This is a genomic window from Sulfuriroseicoccus oceanibius (assembly GCF_010681825.2).
Classification (GTDB): Bacteria; Verrucomicrobiota; Verrucomicrobiia; order Verrucomicrobiales; family SLCJ01; genus Sulfuriroseicoccus; species Sulfuriroseicoccus oceanibius.
Genome location: NZ_CP066776.1, coordinates 2717679 through 2733051, shown reverse-complemented (window position 1 = coordinate 2733051; position 15373 = coordinate 2717679). Strand labels below are relative to the sequence as shown.

Below are 15373 nucleotides of genomic sequence, written 5' to 3'. Positions count from 1 at the left end.
ACCAATCGAAGTTTGATTGGGTTAAGACGACCCTGTTCCTTCTTTTACTGGGTGCGTCGATCTGGAGTGTTCGCGCTCTTGTCCCTGCTCCGGAAGGGGTGAACTTTGCCTTCATAGGCCCGGTTGTTTTGATCGTGTTCTTGCCGCGACTTGAACGAATATACGATCGCCTACGAGAGAGGAAGTCGCACAACGAGACTGTGTAGGCAGGTCCCACTCAGCAACAACCATTGACATCGAACCGAGAAGTCGAAGCACGTTCTTCAGGGTTTGGTCGAACATGGCAATGGAACTTCAATTACACAACAAGACGGCGCAGCCAACCGTGATAACGCTGGATGTTGTCCGCAAGATCTGTAGGCTCTCCCCTATTGCCAGGCGCGGTTGTCTGGCCTTTTACGTTCTGCCGAAAATGAAGAAGCTGCTTCAGTTGATCCTTCTCGCGATGATTGCGCCATACGGCCTATTGGCGGCAGATGGAGACAATCCACCCAAGTCTTACGACGGTGGATCCAAGCATGTGATTGACCGGAATACTCCCCACCTTCATAGCACAGGCAAGCTTTGGGAATGGAGAATGTGGTATATCTCCAAAGGCACTAGGTCCGAAGGGCTTCATGGGGAGCTCGTGATCAACGGCAAGATCAGAACGGGAGCAAAGACCGGAGAGAAGTTTGATTCGGACGGCAAAACCTGGATTTGGCACGGCGCATGGGATGGCCGCAAGCAGCTTTTCTCCAAGTCTGGTTGGCTTCCAGAAGATCTCAGCACTGTCTACCCTAGTTGGAACCTAAAGGCAGAACAAGTCGGCGCAGCCAACCGCGATAACGCTGGATGTTGTTCGCAAGATCTGTAGGCTTTCACAGTTGCCAGGCGCGGTTGTCTGGCCTTTTACGTTGTGCAGAAAATGACGAAGCGCGATATCATCAGCGTTCAGCTCGAATCGTTCTTCGGATCGAAGTTCCCGCAGATGATCCAGCTATTGGTTGATGATGAACTCAACCACGGCCGATGGGTCGATGGATACGACCTCGCCGTTTCGCGGGACGTGATCGACGGAGATAACGCACGGAAGCTACTTGAGATCGTCTTGACGGAGTATCCCGAGCTTCGAATCGATCAAGATGCCTTGATGAAGGCCGTCGAGGAGAAGTTGCCTCAGAATTGGGGGGCTCCGGTTTCGTGGATCGTTGGAGAGAGTGGTGCGTATGCCTTGACGGACACTCTGCGGGTCGCCCGTTTTGAGAGAGCTGACCTGATTTGGCGGACGCCACGAATTTCATGGGATGGGATCGAGTTTGACTCACTGATCGACGGTCGATTGCGGGGACGAGCCTGGATGCTGACGTCGAACGTCACCCCCGATACACCATTCGAACTCGATTTTGAGACCGGAGAACTCCTTGCTGGCGAGGCCGTTCCCTACTAAATCAAGAAGCACAACAAGGCGGCGCTCCTAACACCTGCCCCGCCGCGAGTTCAATTTTCCATGGCCATTCAACCCTCAACCCACAGTCGAAGCCGCGCCCTCGGGCAGGTGTAGGAGGCCTTCGACGTTCTGCAAGAAAATGAGTCGCAGCATTCACAAAACCATCAGACAGATCTCAAGAGACAACTCAAAGAACGATTTATCTGACTCGACTAATCCTGACCTCGTTGAGTACGCCAAAAAGCGCAAATACAAGTCCGAGGAGCGAGCGAAACGACATAGCCAAAAGGCGGCTAAGAGGATTGACCCGACATAAGGCAGTCTTGAGGAATTGCGTAATAGTCCCCCCAATTGCTCGCACGCCGGTTGGGGCATGGATTAAGAGCCATTATCCTCAGGGCGACGTTCACTCGAATAGAGCTATTGCTTGTTGATCGAATTATCGCGGTTCCCCCCGTCTCTATCATCTCGCTTTTTGCGGGACAGGTGGTCGCGGGAGTTCTTCACCAAGACCCGCCCAAGAATCGAAGAGCAGAACAAGTCGGCGCAGCCAACCGCGATAACGCTGGATGTTGTTCGCAAGATCTGTAGGCTTCCATCATTGCTAGGCGCGGTTGTCTGGCCTTTTACGTTAGCCCAAGAAAAATGCCCGTGTCCCGAGCAGTCAAAATTCAGCTCGAAGGTGTTTCATCGAAAGAGGAGCTCCACGAGCGTTTAGCGCACGCGCTAGCGTTTCCGGATTACTATGGCCGGAACTGGGACGCATTCTGGGACTGCATTACGGAGCTGGCATTCGACGACGTTTCAGAGGTGACGCTAACGGACTGGGACGGTTTCCCTGCCTCCCTGACTGACGATGCCGCCAAATTGCTGCGATGCCTGAACGAATGGACTCATGAGATGCCAGGCGATGCTCGTCCAAGCCTGTTTATTGAGACTGGTGGTCGCCGAGTGGAGCTTCCAGATACCATTTCCACTCCCTCGTTTACCACGCTGGTCACCAAGGATATTCTTTTCTCAGACGATTTCCTTCGCAGAGGCGTGATCGCCCTTCGCGATGACCAAAACTATGAAGTTCGCATCGAGCGCTGGGAGTATCATGACGATCCGATTTCCTATCCATCCCGCTATGGCTACTGGTCGGAGATCGGCAAGCCTTCGCTCACAGACTCACTTGAGTTGGGGCGACAACTCTCGATAGATCACGGATGCAAAAACAAGGGCTAACAAGGCGTCGCTCTCAACACCTACCCCGCCGCGAGTTCAAACCGTCATGACCATTCAACCCTCAACCCGCAGTCGAAGCCGCGCCCTCGGGCAGGTGTGAGAGGACTTCGACGTTCGACAAGAATGATAAACGCGGACTTCTATGACGACTGGATCGAGATCCTGCGCGGACGCCTTGCGGAATTGGGCTACACGATCCCTGCCAATTCCACACATGAAGACATCTCCATTCTCTACTTTAATGCGCTTCGCCGCCGCATTCAACCAGCCCCTCGAACGGTTCATCGCTCCGCAGAGTTTTCATGTCCTTCAGAACTCCAGGCGGGACTCGAAGACCTAGAGGCGAAGATAGTTGGGGGTGATGACCTTACTCCACATCTTAGCCGCGGACTGAAGAAAGCTGGCAAGCAGGATGACATGCTCAACGATTGGGGAGTGTATCATTTGCACTTGGGGACCAGCATTGAGGGCGATGGATTCGCAGAGCGGACTGGACCAGTATTATTCGCCCTTGTGACGACCTCTAGTCTTTACGAGATTCAGGTTTATCCACACGGGAACTGGTCGAATCGAGAGGTCGTAGAGATTATTCACAAGAACTGGCCAGACACTATCGAGCGCTACCGGCTCAAGGGTGTGATCGACATCGCCCATAATCCGACGAGCGAGGATGTTAAGTTACTCAGAGACGCCCACGTGAATACGTCCCTCAAAATGGATGATGGAGCAATCTACATGTCAATTGGCGGAGGGATGATGTCGGACGGCACTGGCTCCGATGTGCTGATGCAGGCAGACTGGCACGCGAAGACCGTAGTGGATCTTGAGCGATCAATTAAGAGCAATCCGAGCGAGATTCTGACTGCCCTGAAAGAACAGGGGCATGATGGCACCTCTACGGTGAAGTTGGTGCTGGAAGCTGATGAGAGAGGCCTGTGGGCGTTTTGCGAGGAGTTTTCCATTCGGTTCCGCCTGATGAACACGAATCAATAAGTCGAACAAGGCGTCGCTCTCAACACCTGCCCCGCTGCGAGTTCAATCCGTCATGATCATTCAACCATCAACCCACTGTCGAAGCCTCGCCCTCGTGCAGGTGTGAGAGGACTTCGACGTTCGGCAAAAAATGAAACTTACCCTTCCCCTTCTACTGGCAATTTGTTGCGTAGCATTGGGATGGATTGGAGGTTGGCACTTCAACCCCTACGAGACTACTCGAGAACGGCTGATCGAATCGTGGAGACTAATTGAGCCAGGAATGCCGGTCGATGAAGTTGACTCGATTCTAGGTCTCCCAATGTATGATTTCAGCGCCGGTAGTGATCGGCCAGGTTGGGTTGCGGAGGTGCTATCCGAGGAGGTCATGAAGGGCCACAGCATTCGTGCTTACTGCATTGATGGATTTGGCCCACAATTTCTGTTGGTGGCGTTTGATGCTAGCGACAAGGTTGCCTTTGTGGGCAGCACCCACACCTGAAAACTTACAAGCCGAACAAGTCGGCGCAGCCAACCGCGATAACGCTGGATGTTGTTCGCAAGATCTGTAGGCTTTCATCGTTGCCAGGCGCGGTTGTCTGGCCTTAAACGTTAGCTCAAGAAATGGATGATCCAGATCGCATCTTAGAGAAGGAGCAAAGGTATCTTGCTCAGATGCAGCCATACCGAGACAAGGTTCATTCGTTCGGAAAGAGGCGAGGGATGGAGCCGATACATAGAGGACGACATGCCCATGCTAGCGTCTCTGGAATCGTGGACGACCGAAAGCTCATCATCGACGTCGAAATGGATCACAAAGGAGATTGGAGCTTAATGCCATTAGATCTCGCTGATGAATATCCGTTCGATCTTTTTTGCGTAGCGGTCGATTCAAAAAGCAATACCTCATCAAGCAAGATTCTGTTCTGGAGATGCAGATTCATCGAATTGGGAGAGGTGATTGATCTCTTTTTGCCCGCATGTCTTGAGTATCTTGACTCGCTCGAGCCATCAGATTTCTCTGGTCGCAGCGGCCCCGCCGTTTCGCCAGACGTTTATCCGAAAGTCGGAGGCCTTAGGCTCGACACCCCCAACCCAACAAGCTAACAAGACGGCGCAGCCAACCGCGATAACGCTGAATGTTCTTCACAAGATCTGTAGGCTATCGCCGTTGCCAGGCGCGGTTGTCTGGCCTTTTACGTTCGCTGAAGAAAATGGAGCCACTAACACCCGACCAGTTCAATAGCGACGTTGTGGCTGCCGTGAAGCAGGAATGCCGATGCGGTGTCCCCGGATTCCAGAAGATAGTCAGCTTCAATTTCGAGGACTACGGAATCGCTCCCACATTGCTCTGGGATTCCGAGATTCTGATTCAGGAGGTGATTCGGAATGGTTTTGATGCGATCGACGAGGGCATCCAGCGTCAGGGTGACTCAAGGCGCCGGTATCGATGCAGGACTTGTGGCCGGATCTGCACGGAGACCTACACCGAGTTCAGCATCAATATGTACCGATCGTTCGTGCTCTTTGAGGATGATCTCCGTGCATCTGAGGCCGAGTATGTGCTGGGCCTTCGGGGTTTCGAAGAGAAGGATTTCGATAAGATCACCGATTTTCAGATGTCTGAAGACTTCGCTTCCTACCTCGCAAGCCTCACGAAACCCAACAGCGAACAAGGCGTGGGTGGACAACCCGCTACCCCGCCGCGAGTCGGAGATTGAACCGGGATGAGAACCCTTTACCCTTTGTCGGACTGGCGCTCCCGGTAGCGGGTGCCACCACTTCGACGTTCGGCAAAAAATGCGACCGCTGATAATCACATTGATAACCATATTTCTGTCAGCTTGTCATTCACCTGACACACCGGCAGGTAGAGTTCTGACGAAGGCAACCGAACTTCCAAAAGATGTCTTAGTGCTCGAGACGGATCGAGCTGTGGTCATACGTCAGGCTGGAGCGAATCCACGCACAATGATTGTATCCAATATCGATGGGGGGCTCACTGCACTCCAACTTGAATCAGGTGGAAGCACACCTCGTATGTTGGAATTGAAATCTGAAAGAGAAGCTGAAATAACGATATCTAATTATGTGGATGAGCCGACGTGGTTCATTAGCGATCTTAATGGAGATGGCATTCCGGATCGAAAGATTAAAAACGGCAAGGTGTACGTTCTCGATGAGATCATTTGGAGGGAGCTTAAGCGTAAGAAATCAGCCGAACAAGACGGCGCAGCCAACCGCGATAACCCTGGATCTTGTTTGCAAGACCACTAGACTTTCACAGTTGCCAGGCGCGGTTGTCTGGCCTTTTACGTTCTCCCAAAAATGCGAATTATCGCCATATTGGCAGTAATTGGACTGCTTTCGGTTTCTGGCTGCAAGAACTCTAGCGATGAAGTCAATCATCCCGATGAGGCGTGGCCCCTCTATGAAGACAGGGTGTTCCAGCAAGAGGGGGTGTTTAGCGAATCAAAGATTAATATTGCTCTGATTGAACAACTTGAACCTTGGAATGAAGAGTTACTGTTGAGGTTGTTTGAACCTGTAGCTGGGACGAAGATCGTTTACACTTACAAGTCAACGTACCGCATACCTGAGAATATTGATGGGACAGAAGGTGTTTATGATGAATATCTAATTGTTGAGACTAGCCTTGATGGTGAAATTGAAGAAGCTCTCCTATATCAAGGTGGACCAAAGCAAGGTCCCGTATTTCATTACCTATTCCGTGCCTCAGAACCTAATCAGGGTATCAAGAATTTAAGCAATACCTCAAAATTGAAGTTTGTATGTTGTCCTTATGACTCGTTTGGGTTTGATTACTTTGTAGACGCTCGCATAGTCAGCGTAGATGGAGAGGCTCCGAAAGAAGAAGGAGAACAAGCCGCCGCATCTGACCCGACACCCGTCCCGAAGTCTAAAGTTAAGAAGTAACTTTAACCCTTAAACCAAAGTCGAGATCGCCCCCGGTGCCGGGCTAGCTGGCCTCAACGTTCGCCTCAAAAATGCCTGTTACGTGGACATTCCCCCAACTCCTCTTGATCCTGCTTGTTGGGTTCGCTTCATTGGCGTTGGCCTTTTCCCGCTCAAAGCCGATGAGTGAAGCATTCGTTCCGATACTCGCGGCACACTATCTGGTCCTCAACTCGATCTGCTGGGACGCATTCATGCTTACTACAACCTGGCAGGGAGGAGGAGATGTCTTTCGATTCACTACTTCCCCATTTCTCCCTGCTGCATCCTTTTACCTTGGTGCGTTTGCGACTCTGGCTGTTCTGTGCGCGTGGATTTCCGTGTTCATTGGATCGCGCCGATTTTCGAGACGGCAGCTCTGGGGATTCTCAGTATCGTGCGTGACCTTCCTGACTGCTTTGCTCGTTTCGTCACGGACTCCCATAGCCATCCAGGCTTGGATCGATTCAATCCCCACTACAAACTAAAACTCTGGCGAACAAGACGGCGCAGCCAACCGCGATAACGCTGGATGTTGTCCGCAAGATCTGTAGGCTTTCATCGTTGCTAGGCGCGGTTGTCTGGCCTTTTACGTTCGGTTTTAAAATTGCTTACAAACGATGTCGATATAATGAAAATAGATCGAAGAGAATTCTTGAATACTATTGCTGGAGGCTTGCTTGGATCCATAGCCGCGCCCCTCTACTCTCGTGGAGAAGGCGTTGTCTCGCCCCGCTTGCGCCAAATCGACGAATTGGTTGATTTCGATGCCCTGGGTTTGGCACAACTGGTTAAGAAGAGGGAGATTAGCGTCAAGGAACTAGTGGAGGTTGTCATCCGTCGCATTGAGGCGGTTGAGCCAATCATCAATGCGATCACCACTCGGACTTTCGACCGGGCGAGGGCAAGGGCGGAGACCATACCGCTCGACAGCACTTTTGCGGGCGTTCCAATATTGATCAAGGACATGATCGATGTCGGAGGCGTGCGTCGTACAGACGGTTCAAGGTTGTGGCTGACAAACGTCCCCAAGAAGAATGTTGCTTATATCGACGGAGTCGAGGCTGCAGGGATGAACATCATCGGCATGACCAATGTCCCGGAGTTCGCCCAGCTTGGCGTCGTTACCAACAACACCGCATTTGGTCCGACCCGCAATCCATGGGATTTATCCAAGTCCACTTTGGGCTCGAGTGGTGGTGCTGCCGCAGCCGTTGCGGCGGGCATTCTGCCATTGGTTCACGGAACCGATGGTGGCGGATCCAATAGGCTTCCGGCATCCGCCAATGGCGTGTTTGGCATGAAACCGAGCCGGGGGCGCATGCTCTCGGGAGAGGCCGATGGCGGACACAATCCATTCAAAACCAACCAGGCCATCAGCCGCACTGTAAGGGACAGCGCTGCTCTCTTCAACGAAACCGAGGACAAGTCAGGTAGAATATTCGAGCCCGTCGGATTGGTCGAGGGACCGTCAAAGCGCCGACTCAGGATCGGCGTCGCGACTCATATGAGCAATGGAATGAAATCCGAGGCAGGGGTCGTGGCCGCGATGGAAAGTTCCGTGAAGTTGCTCGAAGGATTGGGACACGAGGTTGTTGAAGTCGACATGCCGCTCGATACCGAAGAGTTCTTCCAGAACTACAACGGGGCGTTTCTTCGGCGATTCGGTGTCTTTGCCGAAATGGCGTCCGGGCTCAGTGGACGTCCGGCGGCCGAATCCGGCTTGCTTGATCCGTGGACGGCCTCCCTGATCGCCTATGGAGCGACCATTCCTGCCGAGCAGGAAAGGAAGGGCCTTGCCTACCTCGACAAGGTGCCCGGAATGTATGGTGCCCTGTTCCAGAAGATCGATGTCCTGATGTCGCCTGTGATGCCAGTGGTTTCGGTAGGCAAAGAGGAACTGCGCCCGGTAGACAAGGTCAACGACGCACTCCTTGAATTCCTGCAAGAAAGAATGGCGTTCACAGCTCCGACGAATGTGGCGGGCATCCCTGCAATGTCGGTCCCGCTCTATTGGTGCGGTGTCTCCGGATTGCCGGTGGGAACAATGTTCCAGGCGTCTCTCGGCGGAGACAGGATGCTCTACGAGCTTGCCTTCGAACTGGAGCAGGCGCGCCCTTGGAAAGAGAAGTGGGCACCTTACTCCGTGAAATATATTCCAGTTTGAATTCCCTCCATGATCGCAAGAAAGATATTCGTATTCGTCTGGTCTGTCGTGGCAATTGCCTCAGGCCAGAGTGAGCCAATGCCGTCATCTGAAGAGGATTTTATTGGAGGTCCATCCAGCATTGGTTCAGATCTGCAGCGCGATGACGGAGCTCCGGAAGCGAACCTTTTTACCCCTTGGTATACTTTTAAGGAACAAATGCGCGAACGCTCAGGCTTTGACTTTAGCCTGGACTACACCACCCTTTACCAGAAGGCCGGTGGAACCCTGACGGGCAACGACGATGCTTTCAGTGGCGTATTTCGAATCTATGGGAAATGGGAGCTGCTCGGGCGGGGAACGCAGGACACTGGATCCCTCGTATGGAAGGTAGAGAGCCGCGACAAACTGGGTGGCGATGTAGTGCCCGGAGCCCTGGGTGCCAACTTGGGATATCTTGGCGTCACCGGGGCAAGCTTTTCCGAAGCAGGATGGTTTCTCGCTCCCCTTTACTGGGAGCAGTTCCTGTGCGACGGGCGGTTTGGCTTCGTGGTGGGCCGTCTGGACAGCCTAGATTTTGTTGATATCTCGGGATACTCCGGCCAGTGGCATAGATTCCAGAATGCCTCCCTGCTGGTGAATTCTACGATTCCTTATCCGGACCTAGGTTTTGGCGCCGGAGCTGGTTTCAAGATTGGCAGTGACTGGGTTGTAGGGGCCTCCATTCATGACGCCAACGGCTCGGCCCAAGATTTCGATTTTCTTGTCGATGGCTGGGAGTTCTTCAAGCAAGTCTATGTGAGTTGGTCTCCGGACAGGGCCAGGCGACTCGACAGGGCCGCTCATCTTACCCTCTGGCATGCGGACGAGCGGACGGGACTTGGGAACGACGATGGCTGGGGACTGGCACTTTCATACAATTGGATGCTCGACTGCGGATGGATGCCGTTTGCCAGGGTGGGTTGGGCCGATGGTGAGGCCTCTCGTGCGGATGCAACCATCCTCGCCGGCATGCTCTACCGTCCTGAAAGTGGCATTGGCGAGTTTGGAGGGGCTTTGGGATGGGAGAGCCTTTCGAACGACACTCTTGGAGACCAAACCGCGGCCGAATTGTTTTTCCGCTGGGATGTTTCTTCCCATTTCTCGCTGACGCCGTCGGTTCAGGTTTTGATTGATCCGGCACTCAATCCGTCTGACGATCTTCTCGTTCTCGGCGGTCTTAGAGCCCGTCTCAGTTTTTAATCCATCGCCTGCCCGCATTATAGAGCCGAACAATCCGGTGGACTCAACGCGCTACTGCGCGTGAGTCACCTCGGACGTTCTCCCCCAAAATGACCGTTACACGAAGAGCGTTTCGCAAGGCCGTCTATGCGGCACTCGCAATTTCGGTCATTGGTCTTGCGCTGGTCTGCGTGCCTATCGTCGGGCCGCGTTCCACAGGTGAGTTTGCTGTCTCTTGGCTTCCTCAGATTTTGACGGGTTACGCGGCGATGATTTTGGTCATTGAGGTCGTCGGATTTCCCCTTCGATCAGGTCTCACCAAGTTCTGGGCCGGAGCATTATTCGCGTTGGCGATATTCTTGGTCGGAGTGATCGCAGGTTCGGCAACTTCGATGGTTGTCTACCAAGATTTTGATCCGCACTCATACATTGTGAAGCCGCTTTACTGGCTCGGGATCTATGGCCTGATTCCAGCGCTTCTCATCGGTTTCATCGGGTCTGCCATCCTTCGAGCCGCCGCAAAAGAACGGGCGCAGCTTCAAGAGTGACGTGCCACGGTAGCACTTCACGAACGATTCGTGAGGAATTGGGATGTTGTAGGGTTCTTGCAGGCGGGGGATGAGCTTGTGGTCGATGTGTTTGTGTGAGAGCTCCGCCGCTGCGGATGATGGGAGAGTGGAGTGACGGTGTCCGCATCGTCGATGGCGCGCGGTGCTGGCCGGTTCTATCAACAGTTCTCACACGGAGTTCGGAAACGGTGGGCTTCGGGACGGTGGGCTTCGGGGGGGGAGTCCTGACCGGCACTAACTTAAGGTGCCAGGTCGTGTCGGGAGCGGCCCTCGGGGAGGGTGCTGCGCCTTGGCGGTGTCGCACGCTCGGCCGGGGATTGGTGGGCGTATTTACCTGGGGTGACGCTCGCCTGAGGCTCGCTGACCCCTGGCTGGTATGAGACGCGCTTTCAGCGCGGAATTGACGACGCTGAGGCGGAAGTTAGTGGCATTCGGGCTGAGTTCTGTATTGCGCTGAAATTTCTCTTATTGTTAGTTTTTTTGGGGTGGTGTTTTCCATCCATAGCCAGGGAAAAAGATGAAACGCATTCCTCAGATCATAGGGCTTTTAGTTGCGCTCGCTCCATTGGCGGCTGAGGCGACGTCGCCCACGCTGACGTCGATTTCGCAGCCGATGTGTTTTCTCGGGAGTGCTGCCGACACAAAGATTCAAATCATCGAGACACCGAAGATTTTGAACAGTTCGTCGGCGGAGTTTTGGGTGGCGTTGTTCGCGAGTCCAACGGTGATCCCCGCGTCGGGAGGTGATCTGAATTTGATCTCGCGTTACGGGTTGTCGGTCGAGTTGATTGAGCAGGCGGAGAGTGGAAAAATTACTGCGATTGGAATCGATGCGAGTAAAGCCAAGCGGCCTGAGCATTACCCATTCACGATTGAGGAAGTGATTGAGGCTACGGTGCGTGCAATTCGGGCGGAGTTTCCCAATGAGGAGCGGACGAAGATTGTCGTTTTGGGAGCGGGCGATGCACCGGTCGTGAACGAGCACAGTGAGCAGGGCGGCGCAGCGCCAGGCGGGGACCAGGAGTGACGGTGTCCGCGCCTTCGATCGTGCTCGGTGCCGGCCGAGGTCTCGCACAGATCTCGGAAAGGGTGGGAGGTGGGACGGTGGATGAACGGGCAGATCTGATGCATCTGTGAAGATCTGTGCCCATCTGTGGCGGTAATACCATTTGAACTGTCACCTTGTCGGAACCGATGGGGATTGAATGAGTAGGATCAGGGATGAAGAAAGTGATCTTGGCGGGATCTTTTTGAGTGATGCTGCGTTGCTTACAGCTCAGGTAGCCCGCTGAGGGGGGGGGCGTTCGAGTTTGCGTAGCCCTCTGGTATGAGTAGCGAAAGAACTTGCCACGGGGGATCTAACAGTTTCTGAAACTAAAGCGGTTGCGTTGTTTCTCCCATGGGGTTACCGCAGTCGCCATGAAGATGAAAAGCAATGTCATAGCGTTGTTATGCGCAATCCTCCCGTTGGCTGAAGTGTGTGCAGAGAGTCCAGCGCCTGAGTTGAAGGCAGGTCGGAGCAAGGTGATCGTTTCCGAGATCAGCCCAGACCCTAAAACTCCCAAAGATGTTTTGGTGACGTACTACCTTGCCAAGGAATCGGGTGATATCGCGACGGCGGCCAAGTACCTCTCAAAGAATATGCCGGACAGGAAGAGGAAGGAGTGTCTCGAAAGGAGCACTGACGACAGCGATCCTCTCGACGAGGAGAGTATTAGCTTCCGATTGAAATTCGATGAAGGATACACCAACGAGTGGATTGCGAGCCTAGGGGCTAATCTTGAAAGTGGTGCGTATCAGGGGGTCAGCTACAGGCTGGTATGGGAAGATGACCAATGGAAATTGAAGTGAGCTTTTGTTGAGTAGCTCTGAAAATGGTTTTTGGGGGTAATCCCGATTCCATTGAGTGACTGAGGATTGCCTCCGTTTAGAGGGGGCTGCGCGCCTGCTGGGTGCAGGCGCGCAGCAGGCGGGGGATGAGTTCGTGGTTGGTGTGTTTGTGTGAGAGCTCCGCCGCTGCGAATGATGGGAGAGTTGAGTGACGGTGTCCGCGCCGTCGATGGTGGACCGGTTCCATCAACAGTTCTCCCACAGATCTTGGAAATGTTGGGCTTTGGGACGAGCGACGAACGGGGGGAGCCCAGAGGCATCTGTGAGGATCTGTGCCCATCTGTGGCGTGGATTGGGTGCCGATGGGGGGGAGAACGGGGAATTGGTGGCTGGTGGGCGGGCGATATTATACCATTTAAACGGTCACCTTGTCGGAACCGATGGGGATAGAGTGAGTAGGATCAGACATGAAGAAAGTGATCTTGGCGGGATCTTTTTGAGTGATGCGGCGTTGCTCACAGCTCAGGTAGCCCGCTAGCATCGCTGTTCGCGCCTTGCCTCACTCGAAAAAGCTCTCCGCCATTCCGCCAATTTGACCGTTCAAATGGTATTATCATTGGCGAGTTGGCGCATCCGACCTACCGTTCGGCAGAGTTAGGATTATTGTCCGATCCCTTGATTCCCATGTCCCCACACGAACCTAAGATCTATTTTCTCCCGAACTTGATGACTGCCGGCAATTTGTTTTGCGGGTTTATGGCAGTGCTGACGATTTTTGAAGGAATGACGCTGGCGCCGGGCGATGTGGCGTTGGCCAATCAGCAGTACCAGACGGCGATCTGGCTGATTTTCGGGGCGTGTTTGTTTGATTTGCTCGACGGGCGGTTGGCGCGACTGGGAGGGAAGGAGTCGCCGTTTGGGCAGGAGTTTGATTCGATTGCGGACGTGGTGTCGTTTGGTGTGGCGCCTGCGTTGTTGGTGTTCAATGTGGTGTTGATCGACATGCCGTCGCAGGCGGGGTGGATGATCGCGTTTTTGTTCCTGCTGTGCGGTGCGATGCGATTGGCGCGTTTCAACTGCATGGCGTTTTCGGTGGCTGCGGCGGGTGCGCGTGAGGCGAAGCCTGCTGAGGTAGAGGAAAAGGCGGAGGAGAAGGGGGATGACAAGTCGAAGGACTTTGTGGGGCTGCCGGTACCGATGGCGGCTGCGACTGTGGCGTCGCTGACGATTTTCATGATGTGGGTGAGCGAGGGCGAGATGCAGTTGGGCAACTGGCGCTATGCGTTGCCGGTGTTGATGGTGCTGTTGTCTCTGATGATGATGAGCCGTCTGCGCTACCCGAGCTTCAAGAACATCAGCCTGACCTCGCGCAGTTCGTTGATGCTGATTGTGGTGGTGACGATGGTTTTGGTGCTGATGGTGAAGTTTTACTATGTGGCACCGGCGGTGGCGTGTGTGTTTTACGTACTGTACGGGGTGGTGCGTCCGTGGTTGTCCAACCGCTGGCGGCGCGGGATCGAGGAGCCGTTGGAGAACGATTAACACCGAATGTGAACGGGAGGCAGATGTCACGGATCCGGCGCGGATTTCCTCTGGAGGAAGCACACTAGAGATTTTTGATTATGAGCGAGCGATCGAGACCGAATTCGGGCCTGCTTGGCGGGATGGTGCAGTTGGCCGGATCTTCAGACGGGGCGCCGACACCGCAGACCCAGCGTGCGAAGACATTCGTCCAGCAGAAGAAGACGATTTATCCGGTGCACGAGAAGTTGCACGACTACCTGCGCAAGTACCATCGGGCGACGGATATCGAGCTTACGTACGACAGCTTGATGCAGTTCAACAATGCCTACCCACTGGAGGACGAGGACGGCAACGATACCCTCTGGCGTGTGGTGGCGTACGAGCCGGTGATCATGCGTGAGCTCAATGAGAAGCTGACGCGGGCTTACGCCAAGATGAAGACGGAAGGGGATATCTCGGTGATCGAGAACCTGGCGGTCGAGCGGATTGATTATTGTGAGTTTGGCAACTCGCATCCATTCCGGATCCGCATCGTCAACCGATTCAACGACAACTATGATCACTTCTACGTGAAGCAGGCGGATACCTCGCGGATCTACGGTCTGGAGCTTGAGCATTTGCTTTCGCCGAACCGAATCACCTATTTGGTGCGGGAGAACACACTTTTTGAAGAACACATCGCCGGGGTGCCGGGCGATCAGTTCATTGAGAACTATTTCAAGCGCAAGAGCCTGAACAAGGTGCGGATTGCCAAGGAGTTCATCAAGTTCAACGAGCGCTGCTTTGTGCGCTTGTTGGGCGATATGCGATGCTACAACTACGTGGTGGACATCACGCCGGACTTCGAGGGGGAGCAGTACCGTGTGCGTTCGATCGACTTTGACCAGCAGTGCTATGAGGGGCAACTGAACGTTTATTGTCCGCATCGCTATGACAACAACCAGCCGGTGGTGGATCTTTGCGCACAGTACATCAACCCGGCAACGGTGCGTCAGTACCAGGTTGAGGAGCGTGTGTTGATTGCGCGGCGTTATCGCGCGGTGGCGGCGCGTGTGCGCCACATTATTGACTGCATGCGCTATGCGCCGTGCTCAAGCTATAACAAAGTGCAGGAGTTGGTTGAGGGGCTCAATGAGTACCATGGGGTGGATCGTTTCACCGGATGCCAGAACATGGCGGAGATTCTCGAGCGGCAGTTGGACATGAGTCTTGCAGTGGCGCGGCGCAATGTGCGCACGATGAACGAGCGCAACATCGGGCGGTTGTGAGCGCGGCCGTTTTTCCACCGATCTCGGGATTGGTGGGATTTGGGGGCGTCCTGTACGGGGGGCGGATGTGCCTGAGTTGATCTGTGGGCGGGGCTGAGCGGTGGTAAACCGTCCCGTCGGGACGAGGCTTGAGTAGGATGGTGGACCGGAGGTTGCAACCTCCGGCTAGCCGGTAGGGCGTCGCTTCGCGACGGTTGCGGCGGGGTGATCTGGAGGGGGGGGAAGACCACGC

Annotated in this window: 16 protein-coding genes; all 16 read left to right on the top strand. The window is 54.2% G+C overall.

The genetic code is table 11. The features are described from left to right. Positions 1-412 precede the first annotated feature (412 nt). On the top strand, positions 413-856 hold the full coding sequence (locus tag G3M56_RS11060; protein WP_164365108.1) for a hypothetical protein: 444 nt from the start codon (positions 413-415) through the stop codon (positions 854-856). Between the two features lie 51 nt (positions 857-907). Further along, positions 908-1429 (top strand): hypothetical protein, encoded by a 522-nt coding sequence (locus G3M56_RS11055; RefSeq protein WP_164365109.1) that lies wholly within the window; start codon positions 908-910, stop codon positions 1427-1429. A gap of 645 nt (positions 1430-2074) precedes the next feature. Beyond that, positions 2075-2656, top strand: coding sequence for a barstar family protein (locus tag G3M56_RS11050; RefSeq protein ID WP_164365629.1), 582 nt, complete (start codon positions 2075-2077; stop codon positions 2654-2656). 123 nt (positions 2657-2779) lie between these two features. Further along, a complete protein-coding gene (locus G3M56_RS11045) occupies positions 2780-3649 on the top strand; it encodes a hypothetical protein (protein ID WP_164365628.1) in 870 nt (289 codons plus the stop codon). A 130-nt stretch (positions 3650-3779) separates the two neighbouring features. Then, positions 3780-4130 (top strand): hypothetical protein, encoded by a 351-nt coding sequence (locus G3M56_RS11040; RefSeq protein WP_164365627.1) that lies wholly within the window; start codon positions 3780-3782, stop codon positions 4128-4130. A 272-nt stretch (positions 4131-4402) separates the two neighbouring features. Next, positions 4403-4735, top strand: coding sequence for a hypothetical protein (locus tag G3M56_RS11035; protein ID WP_164365626.1), 333 nt, complete (start codon positions 4403-4405; stop codon positions 4733-4735). A 107-nt stretch (positions 4736-4842) separates the two neighbouring features. Further along, positions 4843-5349 carry a hypothetical protein gene (locus G3M56_RS11030; RefSeq protein ID WP_164365625.1) on the top strand — a complete coding sequence of 169 codons (507 nt, stop codon included), beginning with the start codon at positions 4843-4845 and terminating at the stop codon, positions 5347-5349. 250 nt (positions 5350-5599) lie between these two features. Further along, positions 5600-5905 carry a hypothetical protein gene (locus tag G3M56_RS11025; protein WP_164365624.1) on the top strand — a complete coding sequence of 102 codons (306 nt, stop codon included), beginning with the start codon at positions 5600-5602 and terminating at the stop codon, positions 5903-5905. A 51-nt stretch (positions 5906-5956) separates the two neighbouring features. Then, on the top strand, positions 5957-6565 hold the full coding sequence (locus G3M56_RS11020) for a hypothetical protein (RefSeq protein ID WP_164365623.1): 609 nt from the start codon (positions 5957-5959) through the stop codon (positions 6563-6565). Positions 6566-7214: 649 nt separating this feature from the next. Next, positions 7215-8750: an amidase gene (locus tag G3M56_RS11015; RefSeq protein WP_164365622.1), complete on the top strand. Its 1536-nt coding sequence runs from the start codon at positions 7215-7217 to the stop codon at positions 8748-8750. Positions 8751-8759: 9 nt separating this feature from the next. Next, positions 8760-9971 (top strand): carbohydrate porin, encoded by a 1212-nt coding sequence (locus G3M56_RS11010; RefSeq protein ID WP_164365621.1) that lies wholly within the window; start codon positions 8760-8762, stop codon positions 9969-9971. 89 nt (positions 9972-10060) lie between these two features. Further along, positions 10061-10498 carry a hypothetical protein gene (locus G3M56_RS11005; RefSeq protein ID WP_164365620.1) on the top strand — a complete coding sequence of 146 codons (438 nt, stop codon included), beginning with the start codon at positions 10061-10063 and terminating at the stop codon, positions 10496-10498. Between the two features lie 538 nt (positions 10499-11036). After that, on the top strand, positions 11037-11546 hold the full coding sequence (locus tag G3M56_RS11000; RefSeq protein WP_164365619.1) for a hypothetical protein: 510 nt from the start codon (positions 11037-11039) through the stop codon (positions 11544-11546). Positions 11547-11938: 392 nt separating this feature from the next. Further along, entirely contained in the window at positions 11939-12370 is a 432-nt protein-coding gene (locus G3M56_RS10995) for a hypothetical protein (RefSeq protein ID WP_164365618.1), read from the top strand. Between the two features lie 663 nt (positions 12371-13033). After that, a complete protein-coding gene (locus tag G3M56_RS14255; protein ID WP_164365617.1) occupies positions 13034-13891 on the top strand; it encodes a CDP-alcohol phosphatidyltransferase family protein in 858 nt (285 codons plus the stop codon). Between the two features lie 80 nt (positions 13892-13971). Beyond that, positions 13972-15141 carry a hypothetical protein gene (locus G3M56_RS10985; protein WP_235203399.1) on the top strand — a complete coding sequence of 390 codons (1170 nt, stop codon included), beginning with the start codon at positions 13972-13974 and terminating at the stop codon, positions 15139-15141. The last annotated feature ends 232 nt before the right edge of the window (positions 15142-15373 follow it).

Coding starts and splice junctions, on each gene's coding strand:
- G3M56_RS10985 (WP_235203399.1), top strand. CDS start 13,972: ATGAGCGAGCGATCGAGACCGAATTCGGGCCTGCTTGGCGGGATGGTG.
- G3M56_RS11025 (WP_164365624.1), top strand. CDS start 5,600: ATGATTGTATCCAATATCGATGGGGGGCTCACTGCACTCCAACTTGAA.
- G3M56_RS11000 (WP_164365619.1), top strand. CDS start 11,037: ATGAAACGCATTCCTCAGATCATAGGGCTTTTAGTTGCGCTCGCTCCA.
- G3M56_RS11010 (WP_164365621.1), top strand. CDS start 8,760: ATGATCGCAAGAAAGATATTCGTATTCGTCTGGTCTGTCGTGGCAATT.
- G3M56_RS11005 (WP_164365620.1), top strand. CDS start 10,061: ATGACCGTTACACGAAGAGCGTTTCGCAAGGCCGTCTATGCGGCACTC.
- G3M56_RS11015 (WP_164365622.1), top strand. CDS start 7,215: ATGAAAATAGATCGAAGAGAATTCTTGAATACTATTGCTGGAGGCTTG.
- G3M56_RS11020 (WP_164365623.1), top strand. CDS start 5,957: ATGCGAATTATCGCCATATTGGCAGTAATTGGACTGCTTTCGGTTTCT.
- G3M56_RS11045 (WP_164365628.1), top strand. CDS start 2,780: ATGATAAACGCGGACTTCTATGACGACTGGATCGAGATCCTGCGCGGA.
- G3M56_RS11050 (WP_164365629.1), top strand. CDS start 2,075: ATGCCCGTGTCCCGAGCAGTCAAAATTCAGCTCGAAGGTGTTTCATCG.
- G3M56_RS11060 (WP_164365108.1), top strand. CDS start 413: ATGAAGAAGCTGCTTCAGTTGATCCTTCTCGCGATGATTGCGCCATAC.
- G3M56_RS10995 (WP_164365618.1), top strand. CDS start 11,939: ATGAAGATGAAAAGCAATGTCATAGCGTTGTTATGCGCAATCCTCCCG.
- G3M56_RS14255 (WP_164365617.1), top strand. CDS start 13,034: ATGTCCCCACACGAACCTAAGATCTATTTTCTCCCGAACTTGATGACT.
- G3M56_RS11055 (WP_164365109.1), top strand. CDS start 908: ATGACGAAGCGCGATATCATCAGCGTTCAGCTCGAATCGTTCTTCGGA.
- G3M56_RS11040 (WP_164365627.1), top strand. CDS start 3,780: ATGAAACTTACCCTTCCCCTTCTACTGGCAATTTGTTGCGTAGCATTG.
- G3M56_RS11030 (WP_164365625.1), top strand. CDS start 4,843: ATGGAGCCACTAACACCCGACCAGTTCAATAGCGACGTTGTGGCTGCC.